Genomic DNA, 17,304 nt, shown 5'->3' with positions numbered 1-17,304 from the left:
CTTTGACAATAGCAAATTTTATGACTGAACGTAAATTTTCACAAGTACGAGTTACTCTGGTTGACAAGACTTTAGCTTCAACCTAAGCTCAATTTTTTTTAAAAATGCCTCGAGCCTCGTTCAATGAAAAGCAAGATCCGGTTTATTTGTAATCAATGTGCTGCTGTTTTTTCGCAGTGGGCTGGTCAGTGTACGCAATGTGGTGCTTGGAATGCAGTGAGTGAAGAAAATGTTGTCTCACCCAACCGTAGCGCTCGCATGGGACATTATGCTAATCAACGTTCGGAAGTGATGGCGGCGGAAGATGTAGTACTCGATAAAGAAGTCCGTATGGATTGTGGCCTATCCGAATTAAACCGGGTTTTAGGTGGTGGTTTGGTTGATGGCTCAGTCGTTTTAATTGGTGGTGATCCGGGGATTGGAAAATCCACTTTACTGTTACAAACCTTAGCTAATTTATCGCAGGAACAAAAAGTTCTCTACGTGACAGGTGAAGAGTCTTTGCAGCAGGTCGCTATGCGTGCTAAACGCTTACAATTACCCATCAAGGGTTTGCGTTTATTAGCCGAAACACAGGTAGAAAGCATTATTGCTCATGCGCAAAAAGAAACTCCGCGCATTATGGTTATCGATTCGGTACAAACCATTTTTACCGAGAGTTTAAGTTCAGCACCCGGTGGTGTGGGGCAAGTACGTGAATCCACAGCGCAGTTAGTTCGTTTTGCAAAAATGACTCAAACAGCTGTTTTTCTAGTTGGGCACGTCACCAAAGAAGGGGCTTTAGCAGGTCCTAGAGTTCTAGAACATATGGTGGATAGCGTTTTATATTTTGAAGGACAAACTGATAACCGTTTCCGGGTTATTCGAGCGATAAAGAATCGTTTCGGGGCAGTTAACGAGCTTGGTGTTTTCGCGATGACGGATCGGGGTCTTAAAGAAGTTGCTAATCCTTCAGCCATTTTTTTATCCCGTCAACCTGAGAGTACGCCAGGATCGGCGGTGATGGTCACCTGGGAAGGTTCAAGGCCAATGCTAGTTGAGGTGCAAGCTTTAGTCGATGAGGCGCATGGCCAACAAGCAAAACGTGTAACGGCCGGGCTTGAGCATAATCGACTTGCTATTTTGCTGGCGGTGCTTCATCGTCATGGCGGGATAGCCACTTTTGATCAAGATGTATTCATCAATGTAGTCGGCGGCGTGAAAGTGACGGAAACAGGTAGCGATTTGGCCCTAATCGCAGCGGTTGTTTCAAGCTTACGTAATCGAGTTTTTGATCGTGAAACAATTATTTTTGGTGAAATTGGTTTGGCTGGGGAAATTCGTCCAGTGCAAAGTGGTCAGGAACGCTTGCGAGAAGCGGCCAAACATGGCTTTAAAAGAGCGATAGTTCCTTTTGCTAATGCGCCTAAACAAGCTATTGATATGCAAGTGGAAGCGGTAAAACATTTGCAGGAAGTTTTAGAAAAAATATAAGAATGACAAATTGATTTTAAATAATTTCCTGACTAAGCTTGCAGGAAAAGGGAGTGAGAAATGAACAGAAAATTTATATTTTTGTTGCTGGTATTGTCGACAGGCCTCTTAGCTGGCTGCTGGACAATAAAATCGGGACAAAAATCGGGAATTATAGTCAAAGTGGCAAAGGAAGGTAAATTTTGGGGGACTTACGAAGGCGAACTGATTCGTGGGGGCTTAGAAAACGCGAGCGGAGCTACGGGTCGTGAATTCCATTTTACCATAGGTCAATTTAAATCGTCGCTCGTTAAAAAAGCAGAACTAGCGATGCAGAATAATGATCATGTTATTCTCACTTATCACTGCGAAGAATTTGTAATGCCTTGGCGTGGGGAAACTAAATGCTTTGTCGATAATATTAATATTGTCGAAGCGCAGAACCTATCCAAACCAGGTGCGCAGCCAACGGGTGTGGCAAAACCGCTAAGCGAGTAAAAACGAATTGCTAATTAAGCAAAATGCCTCAGTTGAATCATTTTGCTTTATAAAGCTGTTCGATGGTTTTGATTTCTTCGGCAGCCAAGTCGCTTTGTTCATTCATTGCGGTATTAAACCAGGCGTTTAAAATTTCCTTTGCCAAATCCTGCGTAATGAGTCGATTGGATAAGGCTAAGACATTGGCTCGATTCCATAACCTTGCACCAGCTGCTGTTTGCGCATCGGTACAAAGCGCAGCCCTGATGCCTGGTACTTTATTAGCGGCAATAGAAGCGCCTGTTCCAGTCCAGCAGAAAAAAATCCCTTCCTGACAGTTTCCTTGACAAATTGATTCAGCCGCAGCTTTCGTTGCTTGTGTCCAAGATTCATTCTGACGTGATTGTATTGCTCCAAAGAGGACAACTTGATGGCCTAGGCGTTGTAACTCTTCGACCACAAAATCGTTTATAGGATAAAGTTCGTCACTACAAACTGCTATTTTCATATCACATCCTTTAGATTGAAGGTTAGTTCCTGGCCCAATAAGCTTGTTATTCGCACAATATATCGACTAACCGACCATTCGTCCTAGGTTAGTCAGCTTATCAAAAATGTGCTTGGGTAGGAATAACCAATAGCGGCCTTCGTTTTTCATGTTCTCACCAAGGAAGCTTGCTTGCTTACCTGAACCCCAATAAACGTCTCCGCGCATCAAACCACGAATTGCCCCGCCAGTGTCTTGAGCAATCATTAGGCGTTGAAAATCTTTCAATTCGTTATTTTGGCTGAGTGGCTTCTTTGTACTGAGCCATAATGGTGAACCAAGAGGGATCCATTTTTTATCTATGGCTAGAGAATAACCGGGCGTGAGCGTAATATCTTGCACACCAAGAGCAACTGGCTTTTTTAAATTTTCAAAGAAAACAAAGGACTTGTTTTGATGAAGGATATTATCGACCTTGGATGGATGATTTTGAAAATAGCGTTTTATCGCATTTTTCGAGGCTGTATGCTTATTCATGACGCCATTTTTAATCAATACGCTGGCAACCGGTGTATTACGGGCGCCATTTTCACCTGCATAGCCTAAATATAATTTTTTACCGCTTGCAAGCCTAATAACTCCTGAGCCTTCGATCTCTAAAAATAATCGTTCCACAGGGCTGTGAATCCAGGCTATCACGGGGGCTTGTTTGTTTAGAGCGCCTTGGTCAATTGCTTGGCGAGTATAAGAATGAGTTCTTTGACTATTCCAAGGAAGATGCTTGGGTAAACCATAGATAGGAACATTGTATTGCTTGGTTTTGGTCAGATTACCTTTAACCAAGGGCATATAATAACCAGTAAAAATACCACGAATTGGTTTTCTTTTTACAAGCTCTAAAGGGTAAAACCATTTTTCAAAGAAAGTCTTTGCGCTCGCTTCTGTAGTGGTATTAATTGTTACCGCTTCGTTACAGGCAGGAAGCCAATCTTTTGCTTTTAACTTGATAAGTTGAGAACCAACTGGATGAGTGGGTTTCTTTTTCAGAAAAACCTTACATGATTCCTGAAATGCAGCCAATGAATTTTTAACACCGGATTTATTCCAGCCAGGTAGCTGCTCAAAAGATACTTTTTTGAGAGTAATATTTTTGATCGTTACCTTTTTGGGCGCTATGTCCTTCGGTTCGTTTTTGGCTGCTAGCGTAGGGGTAGTCAAAACTTTTTTGGTAGGATTAGCGTCAACAGCCTTTGTCTTTGAATGGGTATTAGTCGACAAAACCAGTTTTGTAGAACCTGCTTTAATCGCTTTTTCTTTTAATGTGGCATCGAGTGCCGAAGCTGATTTCGCAGTTTCAGTTTTAACAGTTGCTAAGGTGCTAGCTGCCACTATTTTTATAGTCTCAGCTTGCATTGTTTCTTTGCCTGCAGTGACTGTTAGTTTCGGGTTTTTCTTAAAATGAAGAAATCCAAAAGTACTCAGTACAAGACAAGCAACAGCAGTTATTATGTAAATTATTATTCGCTTCATAAGCGTGGAAAATTGTACCTAGGTTTAAATTTAATTCAACATGTTTTTTAAATGATGGTGTTTTTATAAGGTTTTAAAAAAATTATGAGCAAAAATTTGTTTTTATAAACAATTGGTTAATTTTTTGCAACAATTAAAATTTTTTAGTTATTGGGCATAGGATTGGTTTTCTTTAAGACGTTTTGCTATCACTAATTGGATATTATCACGTGCTTTAGGCGGAAAATATTGGTAGGCAGCTAAAAAATCTTTGTCACTTATTGTGAGAAAAGTTGAGGGTGTAAGAGTCGTAATACGAGCTGTTCTTGGAATATTTCGGACAATGGCAATTTCTCCAAATACATCCCCAGGTGCGAGGAGGTTAATTCGTTTCCATTGTGCTGAACCATGTTTCACAGATACCAGTACGCTACCTTCGATAATGACATACATTTTATTAGCGACGTCACCTTGCTCAATAATAATTTCATTCGCTTTGTGTTCACTAATATAACATTTATCAGCCAGCATCCCTTGCTCATGAGGACCAATGCCCATAAACAGAGCGACATTATTGATTATTTTGAGCACTTCATTTTTAGAGGAGGGGTCGAAAGCTGTCATGATAACCATCCTTGTTTTTAAAATTTAACTTTAGTATAGATAAGATTTCAGCAAGCGAACAAGATCCAGGCTCTAGGCCAATTATTCGTTTTCAGGATAAATGATCGAATTCTTATGCTCAGAATACCAGATCTCCGCCTCACTCAACGCCGTTTCAATGAGTTCAATAGGTGCTCCGCATTCCGCAATCATCGCCACTTTAAACCCTGGAAACGGTTCGTAGGGTTTTAAGATCAGTTCCTTACCCTCAATGGCGTTGATAAGATTATCCACTCTAAAGGCAACATGGGTCTTTGTTTTTATTAAAGGATGCAAAGGCGAATCGGCTTCGAAGCGGTGATATTGGATCCGGTACTCACTATTTTCTCCGCCGCTAGTATACATTTTAAAAGTTGAGCTATAGCGCTCATTCGGCTGTGGTACATCAGTGGGAATGCCCATGTGGTGAAATTGGTAGCTTATCGTTTTAATAGTCATTATTTTTACTCCTTTTACTTATCTTTATTTTATTATTTAGTAGTAAAACTTGTAAATTGATTAAAAATTCATTCATTATGAACTTTTGGTTCATAATAAGAATGTCTAATGTATAATCAGCGACAAATAAGTTGTTTTCTGAAAGTGGCTGAACTGGGAAGCTTTACTTTGGCTGCAAACATAATGCACTTAAGTCCTACGGCAGTTAGCAAACAAATCAAGCATCTCGAGGACGCCATTGGCGAGCAGCTATTTTTGCGGACAACACGCAGAGTGCAATTGACTGAGTTGGGTCATTTATTCTACGAGCGCTGCAAATTAATTGATGAGCAAATTACTGCGGTGAATCAATTTATCGAATCAAATCGCGAACAACCACAGGGCGAGTTGAAGGTTCTAGTATCGACCATTACTTCAAAGAACTGGGTTCTAAAGCATCTAAAAGAGTTGATAGCAAAGTACCCCATGCTGCACTTGGAGCTTATTTTTTCAGAACAGGATGAAGCCATTTCACGCTCTGATATTGATATCATGGTAGGGTTTCCTATTATTCCTCCGGCCACCGAGTCACTCAAATATCGCAAAATGTATAGTATGAATAATATCCTTTGTGCTTCAAAAGAATTTGTTCATCGTTATGGCAAACCAGAAACAGCGGAGGATTTGCCGCGTTTTAAAATGGTTTCCCATAGTTTGCGTAAGCCGGCTCATTTTTTACCCTTAGCGGAAGGCGGACGATTAGCTTGCGCAAAACCTATTATTTATATGAATGATTTTGACGCACTCAATCAGGCCTGTTTAGCAGGTATTGGTTTATTTTTAACAGGAGACAGTTTAGTCAAACGATGGCTAGAAAGTGGTGAATTAATTCAACTATTACCGCAATACAAGTTTCGAAATTATGAAATTTTTATGTTTTATCGAGCTTATGATTTTGAATTAGCAAAAATCAGAGCATTTATCGATTTTTTTACTGAGCGCTTGCCTTGATTTTTGCAACTGGCATCGAAAAAGCGCATAATAGCCGCTTTTTGATGAATGAAAACCCCATGAAAGCTGCTGTTGAACAAATCATTACACAAGCTCTCGAGACCCTCAAAAAGTCTTCTCAATTACCGCTAGATCTTGATGTCGAAATTAAGATAGAACGCGCAAAAGATAAAACTCACGGCGATTTCGCTACCAATCTCGCTTTAATGCTAGCAAAGCCCTGTGGCCAAGCACCGCGACAACTTGCGCAATTAATTGTTGAGCATTTACCGACTCATCCACAAATCGAGCGCGTAGAAATAGCCGGGCCTGGTTTTATTAATTTTTTTATGCGTGACGACGCGCGTTCGCAAATCATTGCTGAAGTACTCAAGCAGGGTGAAACCTTTGGTCGTAGTGATTTAGGAAAGAGAGAAAAGGTTATTTTAGAATTCGTTTCTGCGAATCCAACCGGGCCTTTGCATGTGGGACATGGCCGAGGTGCAGCCTTTGGCGCAACTTTGGCCAATATCTTAACCGCAGCCGGTTATGATGTAAGTAGTGAATATTATGTTAATGACGCTGGCCGACAAATGAATATTTTGGCGGCTAGCGTCTGGTTACGTTATTTGAGCTTGGCGGGTGAGAAAATTATTTTCCCTGCCAATGGCTATCGTGGCGATTATGTTTTGCAGATTGCGCAACAAGTTTTAAATCAACATGGCAACGCCTACGTTCAATCCTGGTCGCTTATCAAAGACGGATTACCTGCTGATGAGCCACAAGGTGGCGATAAAGAGCTTTATATTGATGCGGTGATTGAGCAAGCAAGACGATTATTGGGCGAGGAAGGTTTTAAATTATTCCATAAGCAAGCATTAGATTCTGTTTTGGATGATATTAAAGAGGATTTGGCCGAATTCGGTGTGCATTATAACCAGTGGTTTTCTGAGCAATCGTTGCTGGATGGGGGCGCAATCAACAAGGGTATTCAAGCATTGAAAAAGGCAGGGCATACCTATGAAAAAGAAGCTGCCTTATGGTTTCGTGCCACTGATTTTGCCGATGAAAAAGATCGCGTACTTATTCGCGCGAATGGCCAAACCACTTACTTTGCTTCGGATGTTGCTTATCATTGGGATAAATATGAGCGCGGTTTCGATCGTGTCATCGATGTCTTTGGTGCGGACCATCATGGTTATGTAACCCGGGTGCGTGCAGCAGTAACTGCGTTAGGCCATGATCAGGATGCATTAGATGTGTTGTTGGTTCAATTTGCCATTCTTTATCGCGGCGGTGAGCGCGTGCAGATGTCAACTCGCAGTGGTTCCTTTGTTACTCTGCGCGAATTGCGTGAAGAAGTAGGAAATGATGCGGCTCGTTTTTTTTATGTAATGCGAAAGCCAGAGCAGCATATGGATTTTGATTTGGATCTGGCAAAATCAGAATCCAGTGATAATCCCGTTTATTATATTCAATATGCGCACGCACGCATTAGCTCCGTGTTGCGTCAACTGCAGGAGCGTGGTTTAAGTTGGAATGAAGAAGAGGGTCTTGCTCACCTTGATTTATTAGTCGAGCCGCAAGAGATTGCCTTAATTTCATTGATTACTCGTTACTCTGAAGTCATAGAGACTTCCGCAAAATTATGCGAACCTCACCAGCTGGCCTATTATTTACGTGACCTAGCTAACGGCTTGCACAGTTATTACAATGCAGTACAATTGCTATGCGAGCAAAAATTGTTAAGATCAGCTCGCCTATGTTTATTAAAGGCAGTACGTCAAATACTGAGAAATGGTTTACAACTAATTGGGGTATCAACTCCTGAGAGCATGTGATGGCAAAGGATTATGGTAAAAGAAGGCCGATAAGACAAAAAAGCAGTGCTCCTAAGCAGTTGTTTTGGATTCTCGCTTCTTTTTTGGCGGGGTATTTAACGGCAACGGTCTTCGATTTTACTAGTTTAAGTAGTTGGGTCAATGCAAATATCTTGGCAAAACGTCATGAGGCAAAGCCACAGTCTCAAACTCAGGTTGCTGCAAAAGAAAAAGAGCCAGAGTTACCAAAACCCAAATTTGAATTTTATACGCTCTTAGCGAAAGGCGGGAATGCACCAGTCGTGGTGCCTTCACCAAAACCAACTGCCTCTGTACTCACAAAGCCAGTCTCCCAACCGGCGGTTGCGGTGGGCAATGCTGCTGCTGTAGTTCCTAATAAGCAAGGGACAGCGCCTGCTCGCTCACCAGCAACTATTGCTGTGACTGAAAGTAAACCTATAGCGCCCGCCGGCTCAAACAAAGACAACTATCAAATTCAAATTGCTTCTTTTAAAAGAAAGCAAGACGCTGAGCAAATGAAAGCAGGACTGACTTTGAAAGGGTTTGATGTCAGTGTTGTTGCAGTCTCCCAATCTCAAGGTACTTGGTTCAGGGTAATTGTTGGACCTTTTGGCTCTAGAGCAGCTGCAGAAAAAGCACAACTTTCTTTAGCTCAAAGCGAGCGTGTCAAGGGCATGATTCGTAAGATGGACGCCTAGTATCTGCAACTATACTGTCCTCATTGCAAGAACTATCTGTCTTCCGTTGAGCATATCGTGTAATCCCAAAATCTGAGAGAACACTCGGCTCTCTTTCCTGAACGGAAAGAGAGGACGGTTCAACCAATGAGTGCACCGAGAAATCTTCACCAGTTTCCACAGATTCACAGCTGCAGTTGTTCATAAATAAATAGGAAGTGGCAATTAAACTAAATATGCCAAACATTAGACCTGCAGTTATCAAACAAGCGCTACTGGCAGCCAAGGCGGCGCCTGCCGTAAATACAATCGCAGGGAATGCTAAACCGCCAGTTGCTAGCGTTGCAACGAGTACAGCGCAGATAAACAAAGTACTGGCGCCCACTAATAATCCGATTGAAAGATCCGAGGCTAGCAATTCTTTAGTTAAAGAGGATGTTTTATCGAGTGCATTATCAATTGAAAGCTGGGTGCGATAAGAATTGAATAAAACCAAAAAGGTGGTTGATAGCATGATTGCTAAAGGAATTAATGGCGATACGGCGATTCCTACAATAGAGAAACTAATAATAAACGCTAAAAAAATTGCCGAGCTCTGAGCAATTAGCCATTGATTTTGTAAGATATTTTTTTCCAAAAAAAGATTTAATTTGCGATGTTTGAATAAATATTTTAATGAGCCATTTAAGCTAATATCGGTAAAAAATGCAGCTTTATCACCGGAGTTCATGGCGCAACTAGTTCCGCCTTCTTCACTTACAATTCTGGCGCAGGGGGCGTCATTTATACCATCACCAATAAACCAAATTCCTTCACAGCTTTCTCCTCGTTTTTTTGTTTTTTTTATCAGCTTAACTAAAAACTTCTCTTTTTTCTCTGGAGTTTTTTCTGCACGAATATTCTCATCTGCGAAAACACCCCCTAACTGCTGATTAAAACCCATTGCTGATGAAGGATTGTCCCCAGTCAGCATAATGAGATTTACTCCCTTTTCCTTTAAACGCTCCAGTGTTTTTTGGATGCCTGGCCTGGGTTCATGTTGTATAAAAATGACGCCTTTATAGCTATTGTTTTCAGCAACATAAACGGATGTTACTCCTGGCGGCGTTGTAATTGAAGGAATTTTAATCCTCGCATCCTCGAAATAGGTGGCATTTCCTAGGCAAATTTCAACGCCTTGAACTTTTGCGGATAAACCACGGTTTTTGAAATCATGAACAACGTCGCTGACGTTATTAATAATGGGTTGAGGTTTTCCTGCGCGAAAATTAACGAGTGCTTTAGCGATAGGGTGCTCTCCTCCCTGTTCCTTTTCCAATAAATAAATTCTTTCCCATAACGCTTCAGAAATTGTATCAGAGCAATGCGTTACTCGGCTTTTGCCGGTAGTCAGGGTTCCAGTTTTATCAAACACAACGGTATGTATTTTGTGAGAGCGCCCAGAGAGCTCGTCATCCCGTAAAATAATGCCTTTATTACTACGATGAAAAATACTTAAAAGAGTGGGTAATTGATGGCCAATTGCAATAGTACAGGGGCAAACTGCAAATAATATTCCCATTATGTTTTGCAATAGCAAAGGAATAGTAAATACACCAAACGCCAGTGGGGCTGCAATGGAAGCAATAATTCCAGCAATAATTAACCCAGTATAAAGATAGGTAAATTTTGAGCTTGGTTCGAGCGCTCTATTTTCACGAGCACGATTGGCACGGAATAATATTTTGTTGATTGTGCTATCGTAGGCATTTGCTTTAGCATACACGGTGACCTTATTTCCTAAGTTAACTGCACCCGCAGGAATAAGATCTAAAAACTTTTTATTTCCCTTATGTTCTCCCGATAAAATTGAAGGGTCAACGGTTGTATTTCCTTGAATGAGAATACAATCCACAGGAAAGCAATCTTCGCGATCCACTTCAATATACATTCCTTCTCTTAATTCATCGGTGCTTTCTTTAACAAAGCCTTCCTCAGTGAACAAATCTTGAATTGCTTCCCTAAGCTCATGAGAGTTTTCTTTATTAAAAGCGGCGATAAGCTCAGATAACTTGACTTGGTCAGTGGAACTTAGCTGGTAACAAGGGTATTCCTTTTTCATTTCTGGAAATAAAGTATCCATTCCTTGCAAACGCATTTTTTTCGATTTATTTAAAATGATGCGTTTAATTTCATCCATGCCATTGACCAGAGTAATGAGCATAACAGGCATGACAAAACTCATAAATGCCATGGAAAAACTGCTAGCCATAGGCATCATTATCGAATGATAGAGTGTATGTGCGAGAGATAAAAACCAACCAAAGCTAATAGTAGTCGTCATATTAGCTAGGTTTTTAGAGCGCAGATTGCGGAAAAAATTAATTAAATATTCTCTTGCAGTAAAGCCTGTGGTTAAAAAGGAAATAGTGGTTAAAACAATTGTTAAAGGTATGGATGGGGGAAAAAAAAACCATAAAAGGGTAATGACTCCCATCGCCAATAAGTTGATCAATATATTGATCCAGTTGATTTTACCCGAAGTTTCAGTTTGTGCTTTGCGCGGGTCATCAGTGATTTGTGGCCCTTCCATCTCAACTAGGCGGTTATTCAATTCATCAAAAAAAGAATCACAAAGATTTTCTGGGGGAGTGAATGTTGCTTCTTCAGTTTTAATTTTGATTTCTAAACTGTGAACCCCTAGCTTTTCGGGTTGAGGATAGATCGACAACTGAGCATCTTGCGGGAAATATTTTTTGTCTTTAAATTCTTCAAACAAGTTGTTAAGAGCGTAGTTAAGGGAGGAACCACATCCGCTATGACACATAATGTCAGAGATGAAAACTTGTCTTTGAACCAATATTCTTTTTGTCATTGCCGTAAAATGCTTGAAAAAGTTGGCAAATATTAAGCTACTTCGTATTAAATTGCCACACAGAGGTTACCACTAACTTAGCGAGTCACAGTTACTCGCACATCGCTGGCGTTTTTAATCGCGTGCGGTTTACTCACTGAGACAGTCACTTGCTCAAGGTTAAATTCTTTTTTTATTAATTGGGCGACTTGATTGGCTACGGTTTCAATCAGCTGAAACGCATTGGATTCCACAAAATCGGTGATTAGCTGGCAGAGTGTGCTGTAATCGATGGTTTGATCAATCTTATCTTCGCAGGCGCTAAAATTAGCAGGGATTGTAATATCAAGCACTAAACGTTGAGAAATTTGCTGCTCCCAGGCATACACACCAATGCGTGTCGCTATCGTCAAGCCTTTAATATCAAGATAGTCCAATTGCTAAGCTCCAAAACAAGAGCGGGCTAGCATAGCAATTGGAGCTTATAAGAGCAATGCTCGCCTTCAATAACCGTAGCTTGCTGATGGCTCAACAGGCATCGCTTGACCTGAGTCATTCTTAGGTGGAGAAAGCAATGAGTGAGTGACTTGCTCACTAAAAGATGTTCTTAATGCTCCGCGATGTTCCCCAGTGACGGCGGATGATAATCCGACTTGAATCGTTGAATCGTTGGTTTCGACCCAATGCTCTGTACTTGTTGCTGCTGCTTTTTGTTGATATGAAATACCCAGTTTAACTTCAGGTTTGGTTGGCTCAGGTGAGTAAAAGAAACCTAAGACTCTTAATTTAAAAATCAGTTTGATTGCTTGAAAGAAAGTTAATTCTTTATAACCATGGGCGGCCGGATTTTGTAAGGTATTTTGATAATCTTGCGGAGAGAGTTTTAGTATTTTGCTAACATCTTCACGAAAATAGACTTTTTGATCAAGACCATAAATTAATAGAGGCTGAGGTTGAGCTTTCTTGTAATCAATTTCAGGTAAGAAGGTTAACCCACCATAATCTTCAACGTCACGTCGCTCACCAGTCATCATGAGTCTGGCAATATCACCTAAAGAATTATCCATGCCATTAATGAGTAAATTAGCCGTGTTGTCATTACCCCGTCCAAGATAAGTACCATCGCCATAGGCTTGAGAGTCATCACGGATCTCGGTGTAGGCATCGGAGTCTGTATCGTAGGGTGGAGTCACCGTAACGCTGTCTGTATTATCTTCATTGTGCATATTATTAATCAAAATGCCGCCTAAAAAACCAAACTTCTTAGGCATAACTTCGCGCAACAAACCAATACGACCCATATGTCCACCGGCGAAATGGTCCGAATAAAAATGCATAACGAACAAATCGCGACTTACAGCTAAGGCGTGATAACGTTGCCAGAGTTCGGTACAGAGTGCTTCATCGTCCCCGAGCTGGGTTTCGGTGAAACCATAGGCACCACCCTTCTTGATTTTCTGAATAATGCTATTCAATTCCTCATGATAATTCTCAGGTATTTCTTCTGGTTTTCCTTCCGCTAATTTTTTAAAATAAAAGGCCAAAGCCGCCATACGCAGTGCAGACTCATGACCAACAAGATAAGCGCGCGTTGACCAGGGTGTAAAATGGGCGACATTTAGATTTAATTTATTGCCGTAATCTTTGACAGTGAAATAAAACACTGCCTGTTGAAAGAGGCTATTGAGTGATTTAAAGAAAGGAATATAGGTTTTATTCTCAATCCGATAAATTTCCTCGATATCTGAGCTTTTGACGGTAGGCGAAGCTAAATCCTCATAAGCCTCTCGGAAGGCACGTGATTCTTTTGCAGAAATAGGTAGATTAAATAGTGCTTCGTTGTCAGCAACAGCATCGCCAGTTCGTGGAGGAAGTGATAACTCATATCCCCAGCCCGCTTTAGTGTAATAATCAGCGGCCATTACTAAATCGCCGGCACTTAATTCTGGATCTAGTGGAACAGGGATGCCATCCACCGTATGCATCATCTTAACTTTGAGATTATTTGTTGGTTCTAATGACAGATCTTTACTGCCTTGTAAATAGCGATTTCCTAAAGTTTCTATTCGAATTTGATCGCCAACTTGTTTATGTTCACTAGTTTCCACGTCCTGTCCTTATTTCACATATTCAAATCATTTGAATATTTTATCTGTAAAAAATTAACACAATATTAAAAATTAGGAAACATGCTAGAATGAGCAAAATTTTTGAAATAAATGAGTGAATTATGAAAGATATCGCTGAATCTCTATTTATTCGGGCACTACAACGGAAACCAGTTCCGCGTACACCTGTCTGGTTTATGCGTCAAGCAGGTCGTTATTTACCTGAATATCGCCAAGTGCGCGCTCAGGCCGGTGATTTTTTAAGTCTATGTAAAAATCCTGAATTAGCTTGCGAAGTGACTTTACAACCCCTGGGACGTTTCCCGCTCGATGCCGCTATTTTATTTTCAGATATTTTAACAATTCCTGACGCAATGGGCCTGGGTCTTTATTTTGCTGAGGGAGAGGGTCCTTGTTTTCAAAGACCTGTGCGATCCATAGAAGCCATCGATTCATTGGTCATTCCCAAAGAAGAGTTAAACTATGTGATGGATGCAGTACGATTAATTCGTCGTGAAATGCCTAAGCATTTACCGCTCATTGGTTTCGCAGGTAGTCCCTGGACTTTAGCCTGCTATATGGTGGAAGGCGGCTCGAGTCGTGATTTTAAACAAGTAAAACATTTGATGTATACCGAACCGCAAGCAATGCATCTTCTTCTTGATAAACTAGCGCTTGCGGTCAGTATTTATCTTGAAGAACAAGCGAAGGCAGGTGTTAATGCACTGATGCTTTTTGATACCTGGGGTGGGACATTAACCACGCAAGCTTATCTTGATTTTTCACTCCATTACATGAGAAAAATCGTCAGTCATTTAAAGAGTAAATACCCCCACATCCCCCTTATTCTTTTTACCAAAGGTGGAGGACAATGGCTTAAGCCGATGGCTGAGAGCGGTTGTGATGCACTGGGTTTGGATTGGATGACTGATTTAAGTGTTGCTCGCCAGCAAGTTGGAGCAAAAGTTGCTTTACAAGGAAACCTTGATCCTTCGCTTTTACTCACCAATACTGAATGTATAAGGCGTGAAGTGAAACACGTTTTAGCCTCTTTTGGTCACGGTTCAGGACATATCTTTAATCTTGGACATGGCATTACTCCGGAGGTACCGCCTGCGAATGTTTCAGCGATGCTAGAGGCGGTACATGAATATAGTCCTAGTTATCATGGTGAAGATGATGATAGTCAACAGCGATTTTAAACCTGCTTGGTGGTTAATCAGCTCACACGGTCAAACCTTGTACCCCACGTTGACCAGAAATATCAAGGCGCCAGTGGATTTATTCGAGCGAATCGAGCTACCCGATGGCGACTTTATTGATTTAGCATGGGCCATTAATGGCTTAGATAGCCAAACACCTGTCGTGATTTTGCTGCATGGTTTAGGCGGCTCAGTTGAGTCCTCTTATGCTGCTGGCTTAATGCAGGCGTTTAATCACTGTGGTTGGCGGGCAGTACTGATGCATTTCAGGGGTGCGAGTTCAGAGCCTAACCGTTTACCACGCGCTTACCATACTGGCGATACTGGCGATGTGGATTACTTTATTCGTAGATTGGCAGAACGCGAACCACAAACTAAAAAAGCGATAGTGGGTGTTTCATTAGGAGGCAATGTTTTACTGAAGTGGTTAGGGGAGCAAGGTACACAACAATTAATCAGTGCCGCGGTGGCGGTATCGGTTCCTTTTCAACCCCGTTTAGTTGCTGATAAAATCGGCTCAGGCTTTTCGCGTATCTATCAAGCGTATTTACTACGTCGCATGAAAAGCGTATTTGAACGCAAAAAAGCTTTTTTTGCCGATAAAGAGATCCCGCAAATTTATAAAGATATGGATAAATGCCACTGTTTTTGGACTTTTGATGAATGTGTAACCGCGCCGCTGCATGGTTTCCCGCATGTGCATGCTTATTACAAGGCAGCAAGCTCAAGGCCCTACATCGCTAAAATTACAACGCAAACCTTGATTATTCACGCTTTGGATGATCCTTTTATGACACCGGATATAATACCTGCTGAAGAGGAATTATCCCAAGATGTTACCTTGGAATTAAGTGCGAAGGGCGGTCATGTCGGCTTTATTTCTGGTCGTTTACCAGGGAAGCCGGTTTATTGGTTGGAGCAGAGAATTCCTGATTATCTGAAACAAATACTTGCATAATTTTGGCGACGAAGCCCTAGTCCATTAAAAGTATTCAGAGTAGAATTTAAAATTCAGAATGGAATAACGCGAGAATACTGACGCAGCAATGAATGCCTATTTAATAGTCAAAACAGCACATATTTTATCTTCTACACTTCTATTGGGCAGCGGTCTTTGCATTGCCTTTTTTATGTATCGTTCAAAATATACCACCCCTATGAATGAAAAATATTTTGCCATCAGAAACACTGTTCTGGCTGATTTGGTATTGACGACACCGGCTGTGGTAATCCAACCACTGACCGGATTTTGGCTCATGTATTTGACGGGTTATTCCTGGACATCCTTCTGGATCCTACTTTCCTTAGGACTTTATGTTGTCATTGGTTTATTTTGGCTTCCCGTCGTTTATCTGCAAATTAAACTGAGAAATCTCCTCGCGCACTGTCTTGCTAACCAAGAGCCTTTACCAGAACGCTATGAGCGCCTTTTTCGCCTATGGTATTTGTTGGGATTTCCTGCTTTTATTAGCTTGATCATTATTTTTTATTTGATGGTTGCTAAAGTATCATGGAACTAACTCGGGTATTCATTGTTGGTGGTTATGGAAATTTTGGACAGTATATCGCGAGAGCACTGAGCTTAAATCCAAGAATCAAGCTGATTATCGGTGGGCGACAGATTGAAAAAGCGAAGGAATTTAGCAAACAACTTCCTACGCCAGTTGAGATCGTTTATTGCGATATTTTTGATCATTTTGCGACGGTCTTGCGAAATCTAAAGCCAGACATTGTGATCCATACCTCAGGCCCTTTTCAAACCCAGGGCTATCAAGTTGCTCAGGCTTGTCTTGCCGAAGGAGCACATTATATCGATTTAGCGGATTCCCGTGATTTTGTAACCAACATTAGCCAATTTCATGCACAAGCTTTAGAGCATAAAAAGCTTATTTGTAGCGGTGCCAGTTCTGTTCCAGGATTAAGCTCTGCTATCATCGAGCATTATTTGCCGGAGTTTAAAGAATTAAGCTCTGTTGATTATGCCATTGCTACTGCGCAATTGACAAACCAAGGTTTAGCCACGACCACTGGGGTTTTGAGTTATGCTGGTAAGCCCTTTGAAACATTGATTAATGGCCAGTTTCAAAAAATATATGGTTGGCAGGACTTACGCCTGCTAAAATTTTGGCGCTTAAATAAACGTTTTTTAGGTAACTGCGATATTCCCGATTTAGCGCTTTTTCCTCAACGTTATCCTACATTGCAAACTCTTCGCTTTCAGGCTGGACTCGAACTTAAATTTCTTCATGTGTTTTTGTTTTTGTTTTCTTGGCTCGTACGTCTTCGATTACTGCCACCGCTGAATAAATTTGCAAGCCCGCTATTGAAAATATCGCATTTTTTTAATTGGTTGGGAACGAATAACAGTGGTTTTTATATGCTGCTTCAGGGTTTAGACCCAGATAATAGGCATAAAACAATTTGCTTTGAAATCACTGCGCAGGAAGGTGATGGACTTTATATTCCCTGTATTCCGGCTATTTATCTTTCTGAGCAAATCGCCTCAGGTCAGCAGATTCCATTAGGAGCGCTACCTTGCGCGGGACTGATTAGTTTAGATAATTACTTAGAAGTAATGAAAAGGCTGGGTTTAAAGATAGCCATTCGACAAACTATTTCTGTTGACTTCTAGCCTTGATGGAGACGTC

At 41.1% G+C, this 17,304-nt stretch carries 16 protein-coding genes; 9 read left to right on the top strand and 7 right to left on the bottom strand.

Annotated features, from left to right (window positions below; translation table 11 throughout):
* Positions 1–123: 123 nt before the first annotated feature.
* On the top strand, positions 124–1,473 hold the full coding sequence (radA, locus tag Ldro_RS12100) for a DNA repair protein RadA (RefSeq protein WP_058496659.1): 1,350 nt from the start codon (positions 124–126) through the stop codon (positions 1,471–1,473).
* Positions 1,474–1,533: 60 nt separating this feature from the next.
* Positions 1,534–1,950 (top strand): hypothetical protein, encoded by a 417-nt coding sequence (locus Ldro_RS12095; protein ID WP_131764189.1) that lies wholly within the window; start codon positions 1,534–1,536, stop codon positions 1,948–1,950.
* A 37-nt stretch (positions 1,951–1,987) separates the two neighbouring features.
* On the opposite strand, the gene Ldro_RS12090 is transcribed toward Ldro_RS12095, so the two are convergent.
* The 4 genes from Ldro_RS12090 to Ldro_RS12075 form a co-directional block, all read right to left on the bottom strand.
* Complete coding sequence (locus Ldro_RS12090) at positions 1,988–2,437, bottom strand: RpiB/LacA/LacB family sugar-phosphate isomerase (protein ID WP_058496658.1); 450 nt, start codon at positions 2,435–2,437, stop codon at positions 1,988–1,990.
* 66 nt (positions 2,438–2,503) lie between these two features.
* Positions 2,504–3,946 carry a murein transglycosylase A gene (gene mltA, locus Ldro_RS12085; RefSeq protein ID WP_058496657.1) on the bottom strand — a complete coding sequence of 481 codons (1,443 nt, stop codon included), beginning with the start codon at positions 3,944–3,946 and terminating at the stop codon, positions 2,504–2,506.
* A 147-nt stretch (positions 3,947–4,093) separates the two neighbouring features.
* Complete coding sequence (locus Ldro_RS12080; RefSeq protein ID WP_058496656.1) at positions 4,094–4,549, bottom strand: cyclic nucleotide-binding domain-containing protein; 456 nt, start codon at positions 4,547–4,549, stop codon at positions 4,094–4,096.
* An 81-nt stretch (positions 4,550–4,630) separates the two neighbouring features.
* The gene (locus Ldro_RS12075) at positions 4,631–5,026 is read right to left on the bottom strand and encodes a hypothetical protein (RefSeq protein ID WP_058496655.1); all 396 of its coding nucleotides are present in this window, start codon (positions 5,024–5,026) and stop codon (positions 4,631–4,633) included.
* Between the two features lie 108 nt (positions 5,027–5,134).
* Between Ldro_RS12075 and Ldro_RS12070 the strand changes: the two genes are divergently transcribed.
* From Ldro_RS12070 to Ldro_RS12060, 3 genes are read left to right on the top strand one after another with little or no spacing between them, the layout of a single operon-like run.
* Positions 5,135–6,016: a LysR family transcriptional regulator gene (locus Ldro_RS12070; protein WP_058496654.1), complete on the top strand. Its 882-nt coding sequence runs from the start codon at positions 5,135–5,137 to the stop codon at positions 6,014–6,016.
* Between the two features lie 59 nt (positions 6,017–6,075).
* Positions 6,076–7,836, top strand: a complete 1,761-nt coding sequence (gene argS / locus Ldro_RS12065) for an arginine--tRNA ligase (protein ID WP_058496774.1) — start codon at positions 6,076–6,078, stop codon at positions 7,834–7,836.
* Entirely contained in the window at positions 7,836–8,534 is a 699-nt protein-coding gene (locus tag Ldro_RS12060; protein ID WP_058496653.1) for an SPOR domain-containing protein, read from the top strand. The genes argS and Ldro_RS12060 overlap by 1 nt, the downstream gene beginning before the upstream one ends.
* On the opposite strand, the gene Ldro_RS12055 is transcribed toward Ldro_RS12060, so the two are convergent.
* From Ldro_RS12055 to Ldro_RS12045, 3 genes are all read right to left on the bottom strand, one after another.
* Complete coding sequence (locus Ldro_RS12055) at positions 8,503–11,367, bottom strand: HAD-IC family P-type ATPase (protein WP_058496652.1); 2,865 nt, start codon at positions 11,365–11,367, stop codon at positions 8,503–8,505. The two genes, Ldro_RS12060 and Ldro_RS12055, sit on opposite strands and share 32 nt — an antisense overlap.
* Before the next feature lie 77 nt (positions 11,368–11,444).
* Positions 11,445–11,783 (bottom strand): dihydroneopterin aldolase, encoded by a 339-nt coding sequence (gene folB, locus Ldro_RS12050; RefSeq protein WP_058496651.1) that lies wholly within the window; start codon positions 11,781–11,783, stop codon positions 11,445–11,447.
* A gap of 66 nt (positions 11,784–11,849) precedes the next feature.
* Positions 11,850–13,454: a hypothetical protein gene (locus Ldro_RS12045; RefSeq protein ID WP_058496650.1), complete on the bottom strand. Its 1,605-nt coding sequence runs from the start codon at positions 13,452–13,454 to the stop codon at positions 11,850–11,852.
* Positions 13,455–13,576: 122 nt separating this feature from the next.
* On the opposite strand from Ldro_RS12045, the gene hemE reads away from it, so the two are divergent.
* From hemE to Ldro_RS12025, 4 genes are all read left to right on the top strand, one after another.
* On the top strand, positions 13,577–14,656 hold the full coding sequence (gene hemE / locus Ldro_RS12040; RefSeq protein WP_058496649.1) for a uroporphyrinogen decarboxylase: 1,080 nt from the start codon (positions 13,577–13,579) through the stop codon (positions 14,654–14,656).
* The gene (locus Ldro_RS12035; RefSeq protein ID WP_058496648.1) at positions 14,634–15,614 is read left to right on the top strand and encodes a hydrolase; all 981 of its coding nucleotides are present in this window, start codon (positions 14,634–14,636) and stop codon (positions 15,612–15,614) included. The genes hemE and Ldro_RS12035 overlap by 23 nt, the downstream gene beginning before the upstream one ends.
* A gap of 88 nt (positions 15,615–15,702) precedes the next feature.
* Positions 15,703–16,176 (top strand): DUF2269 family protein, encoded by a 474-nt coding sequence (locus Ldro_RS12030; RefSeq protein WP_058496647.1) that lies wholly within the window; start codon positions 15,703–15,705, stop codon positions 16,174–16,176.
* Positions 16,167–17,288 carry a saccharopine dehydrogenase family protein gene (locus Ldro_RS12025; protein WP_058496646.1) on the top strand — a complete coding sequence of 374 codons (1,122 nt, stop codon included), beginning with the start codon at positions 16,167–16,169 and terminating at the stop codon, positions 17,286–17,288. The genes Ldro_RS12030 and Ldro_RS12025 overlap by 10 nt, the downstream gene beginning before the upstream one ends.
* Positions 17,289–17,304: the final 16 nt, after the last annotated feature.

It is taken from the genome of Legionella drozanskii LLAP-1 (assembly GCF_001467585.1).
Taxonomy (GTDB): domain Bacteria; phylum Pseudomonadota; class Gammaproteobacteria; order Legionellales; family Legionellaceae; genus Tatlockia; species Tatlockia drozanskii.
This window is presented reverse-complemented; position numbering and strand designations above follow the sequence as displayed.

Excerpts from the sequence above, each read along its gene's own strand:
- Ldro_RS12025 (WP_058496646.1), top strand. The coding sequence starts at position 16,167 with ATGGAACTAACTCGGGTATTCATTGTTGGTGGTTATGGAAATTTTGGA.
- Ldro_RS12075 (WP_058496655.1), bottom strand. The coding sequence starts at position 5,026 with ATGACTATTAAAACGATAAGCTACCAATTTCACCACATGGGCATTCCC.
- argS (WP_058496774.1), top strand. The coding sequence starts at position 6,076 with ATGAAAGCTGCTGTTGAACAAATCATTACACAAGCTCTCGAGACCCTC.
- Ldro_RS12055 (WP_058496652.1), bottom strand. The coding sequence starts at position 11,367 with ATGACAAAAAGAATATTGGTTCAAAGACAAGTTTTCATCTCTGACATT.
- Ldro_RS12035 (WP_058496648.1), top strand. The coding sequence starts at position 14,634 with ATGATAGTCAACAGCGATTTTAAACCTGCTTGGTGGTTAATCAGCTCA.
- Ldro_RS12095 (WP_131764189.1), top strand. The coding sequence starts at position 1,534 with ATGAACAGAAAATTTATATTTTTGTTGCTGGTATTGTCGACAGGCCTC.
- Ldro_RS12060 (WP_058496653.1), top strand. The coding sequence starts at position 7,836 with ATGGCAAAGGATTATGGTAAAAGAAGGCCGATAAGACAAAAAAGCAGT.
- Ldro_RS12090 (WP_058496658.1), bottom strand. The coding sequence starts at position 2,437 with ATGAAAATAGCAGTTTGTAGTGACGAACTTTATCCTATAAACGATTTT.
- hemE (WP_058496649.1), top strand. The coding sequence starts at position 13,577 with ATGAAAGATATCGCTGAATCTCTATTTATTCGGGCACTACAACGGAAA.
- Ldro_RS12080 (WP_058496656.1), bottom strand. The coding sequence starts at position 4,549 with ATGACAGCTTTCGACCCCTCCTCTAAAAATGAAGTGCTCAAAATAATC.
- Ldro_RS12030 (WP_058496647.1), top strand. The coding sequence starts at position 15,703 with ATGAATGCCTATTTAATAGTCAAAACAGCACATATTTTATCTTCTACA.
- radA (WP_058496659.1), top strand. The coding sequence starts at position 124 with ATGAAAAGCAAGATCCGGTTTATTTGTAATCAATGTGCTGCTGTTTTT.
- mltA (WP_058496657.1), bottom strand. The coding sequence starts at position 3,946 with ATGAAGCGAATAATAATTTACATAATAACTGCTGTTGCTTGTCTTGTA.
- Ldro_RS12070 (WP_058496654.1), top strand. The coding sequence starts at position 5,135 with ATGTATAATCAGCGACAAATAAGTTGTTTTCTGAAAGTGGCTGAACTG.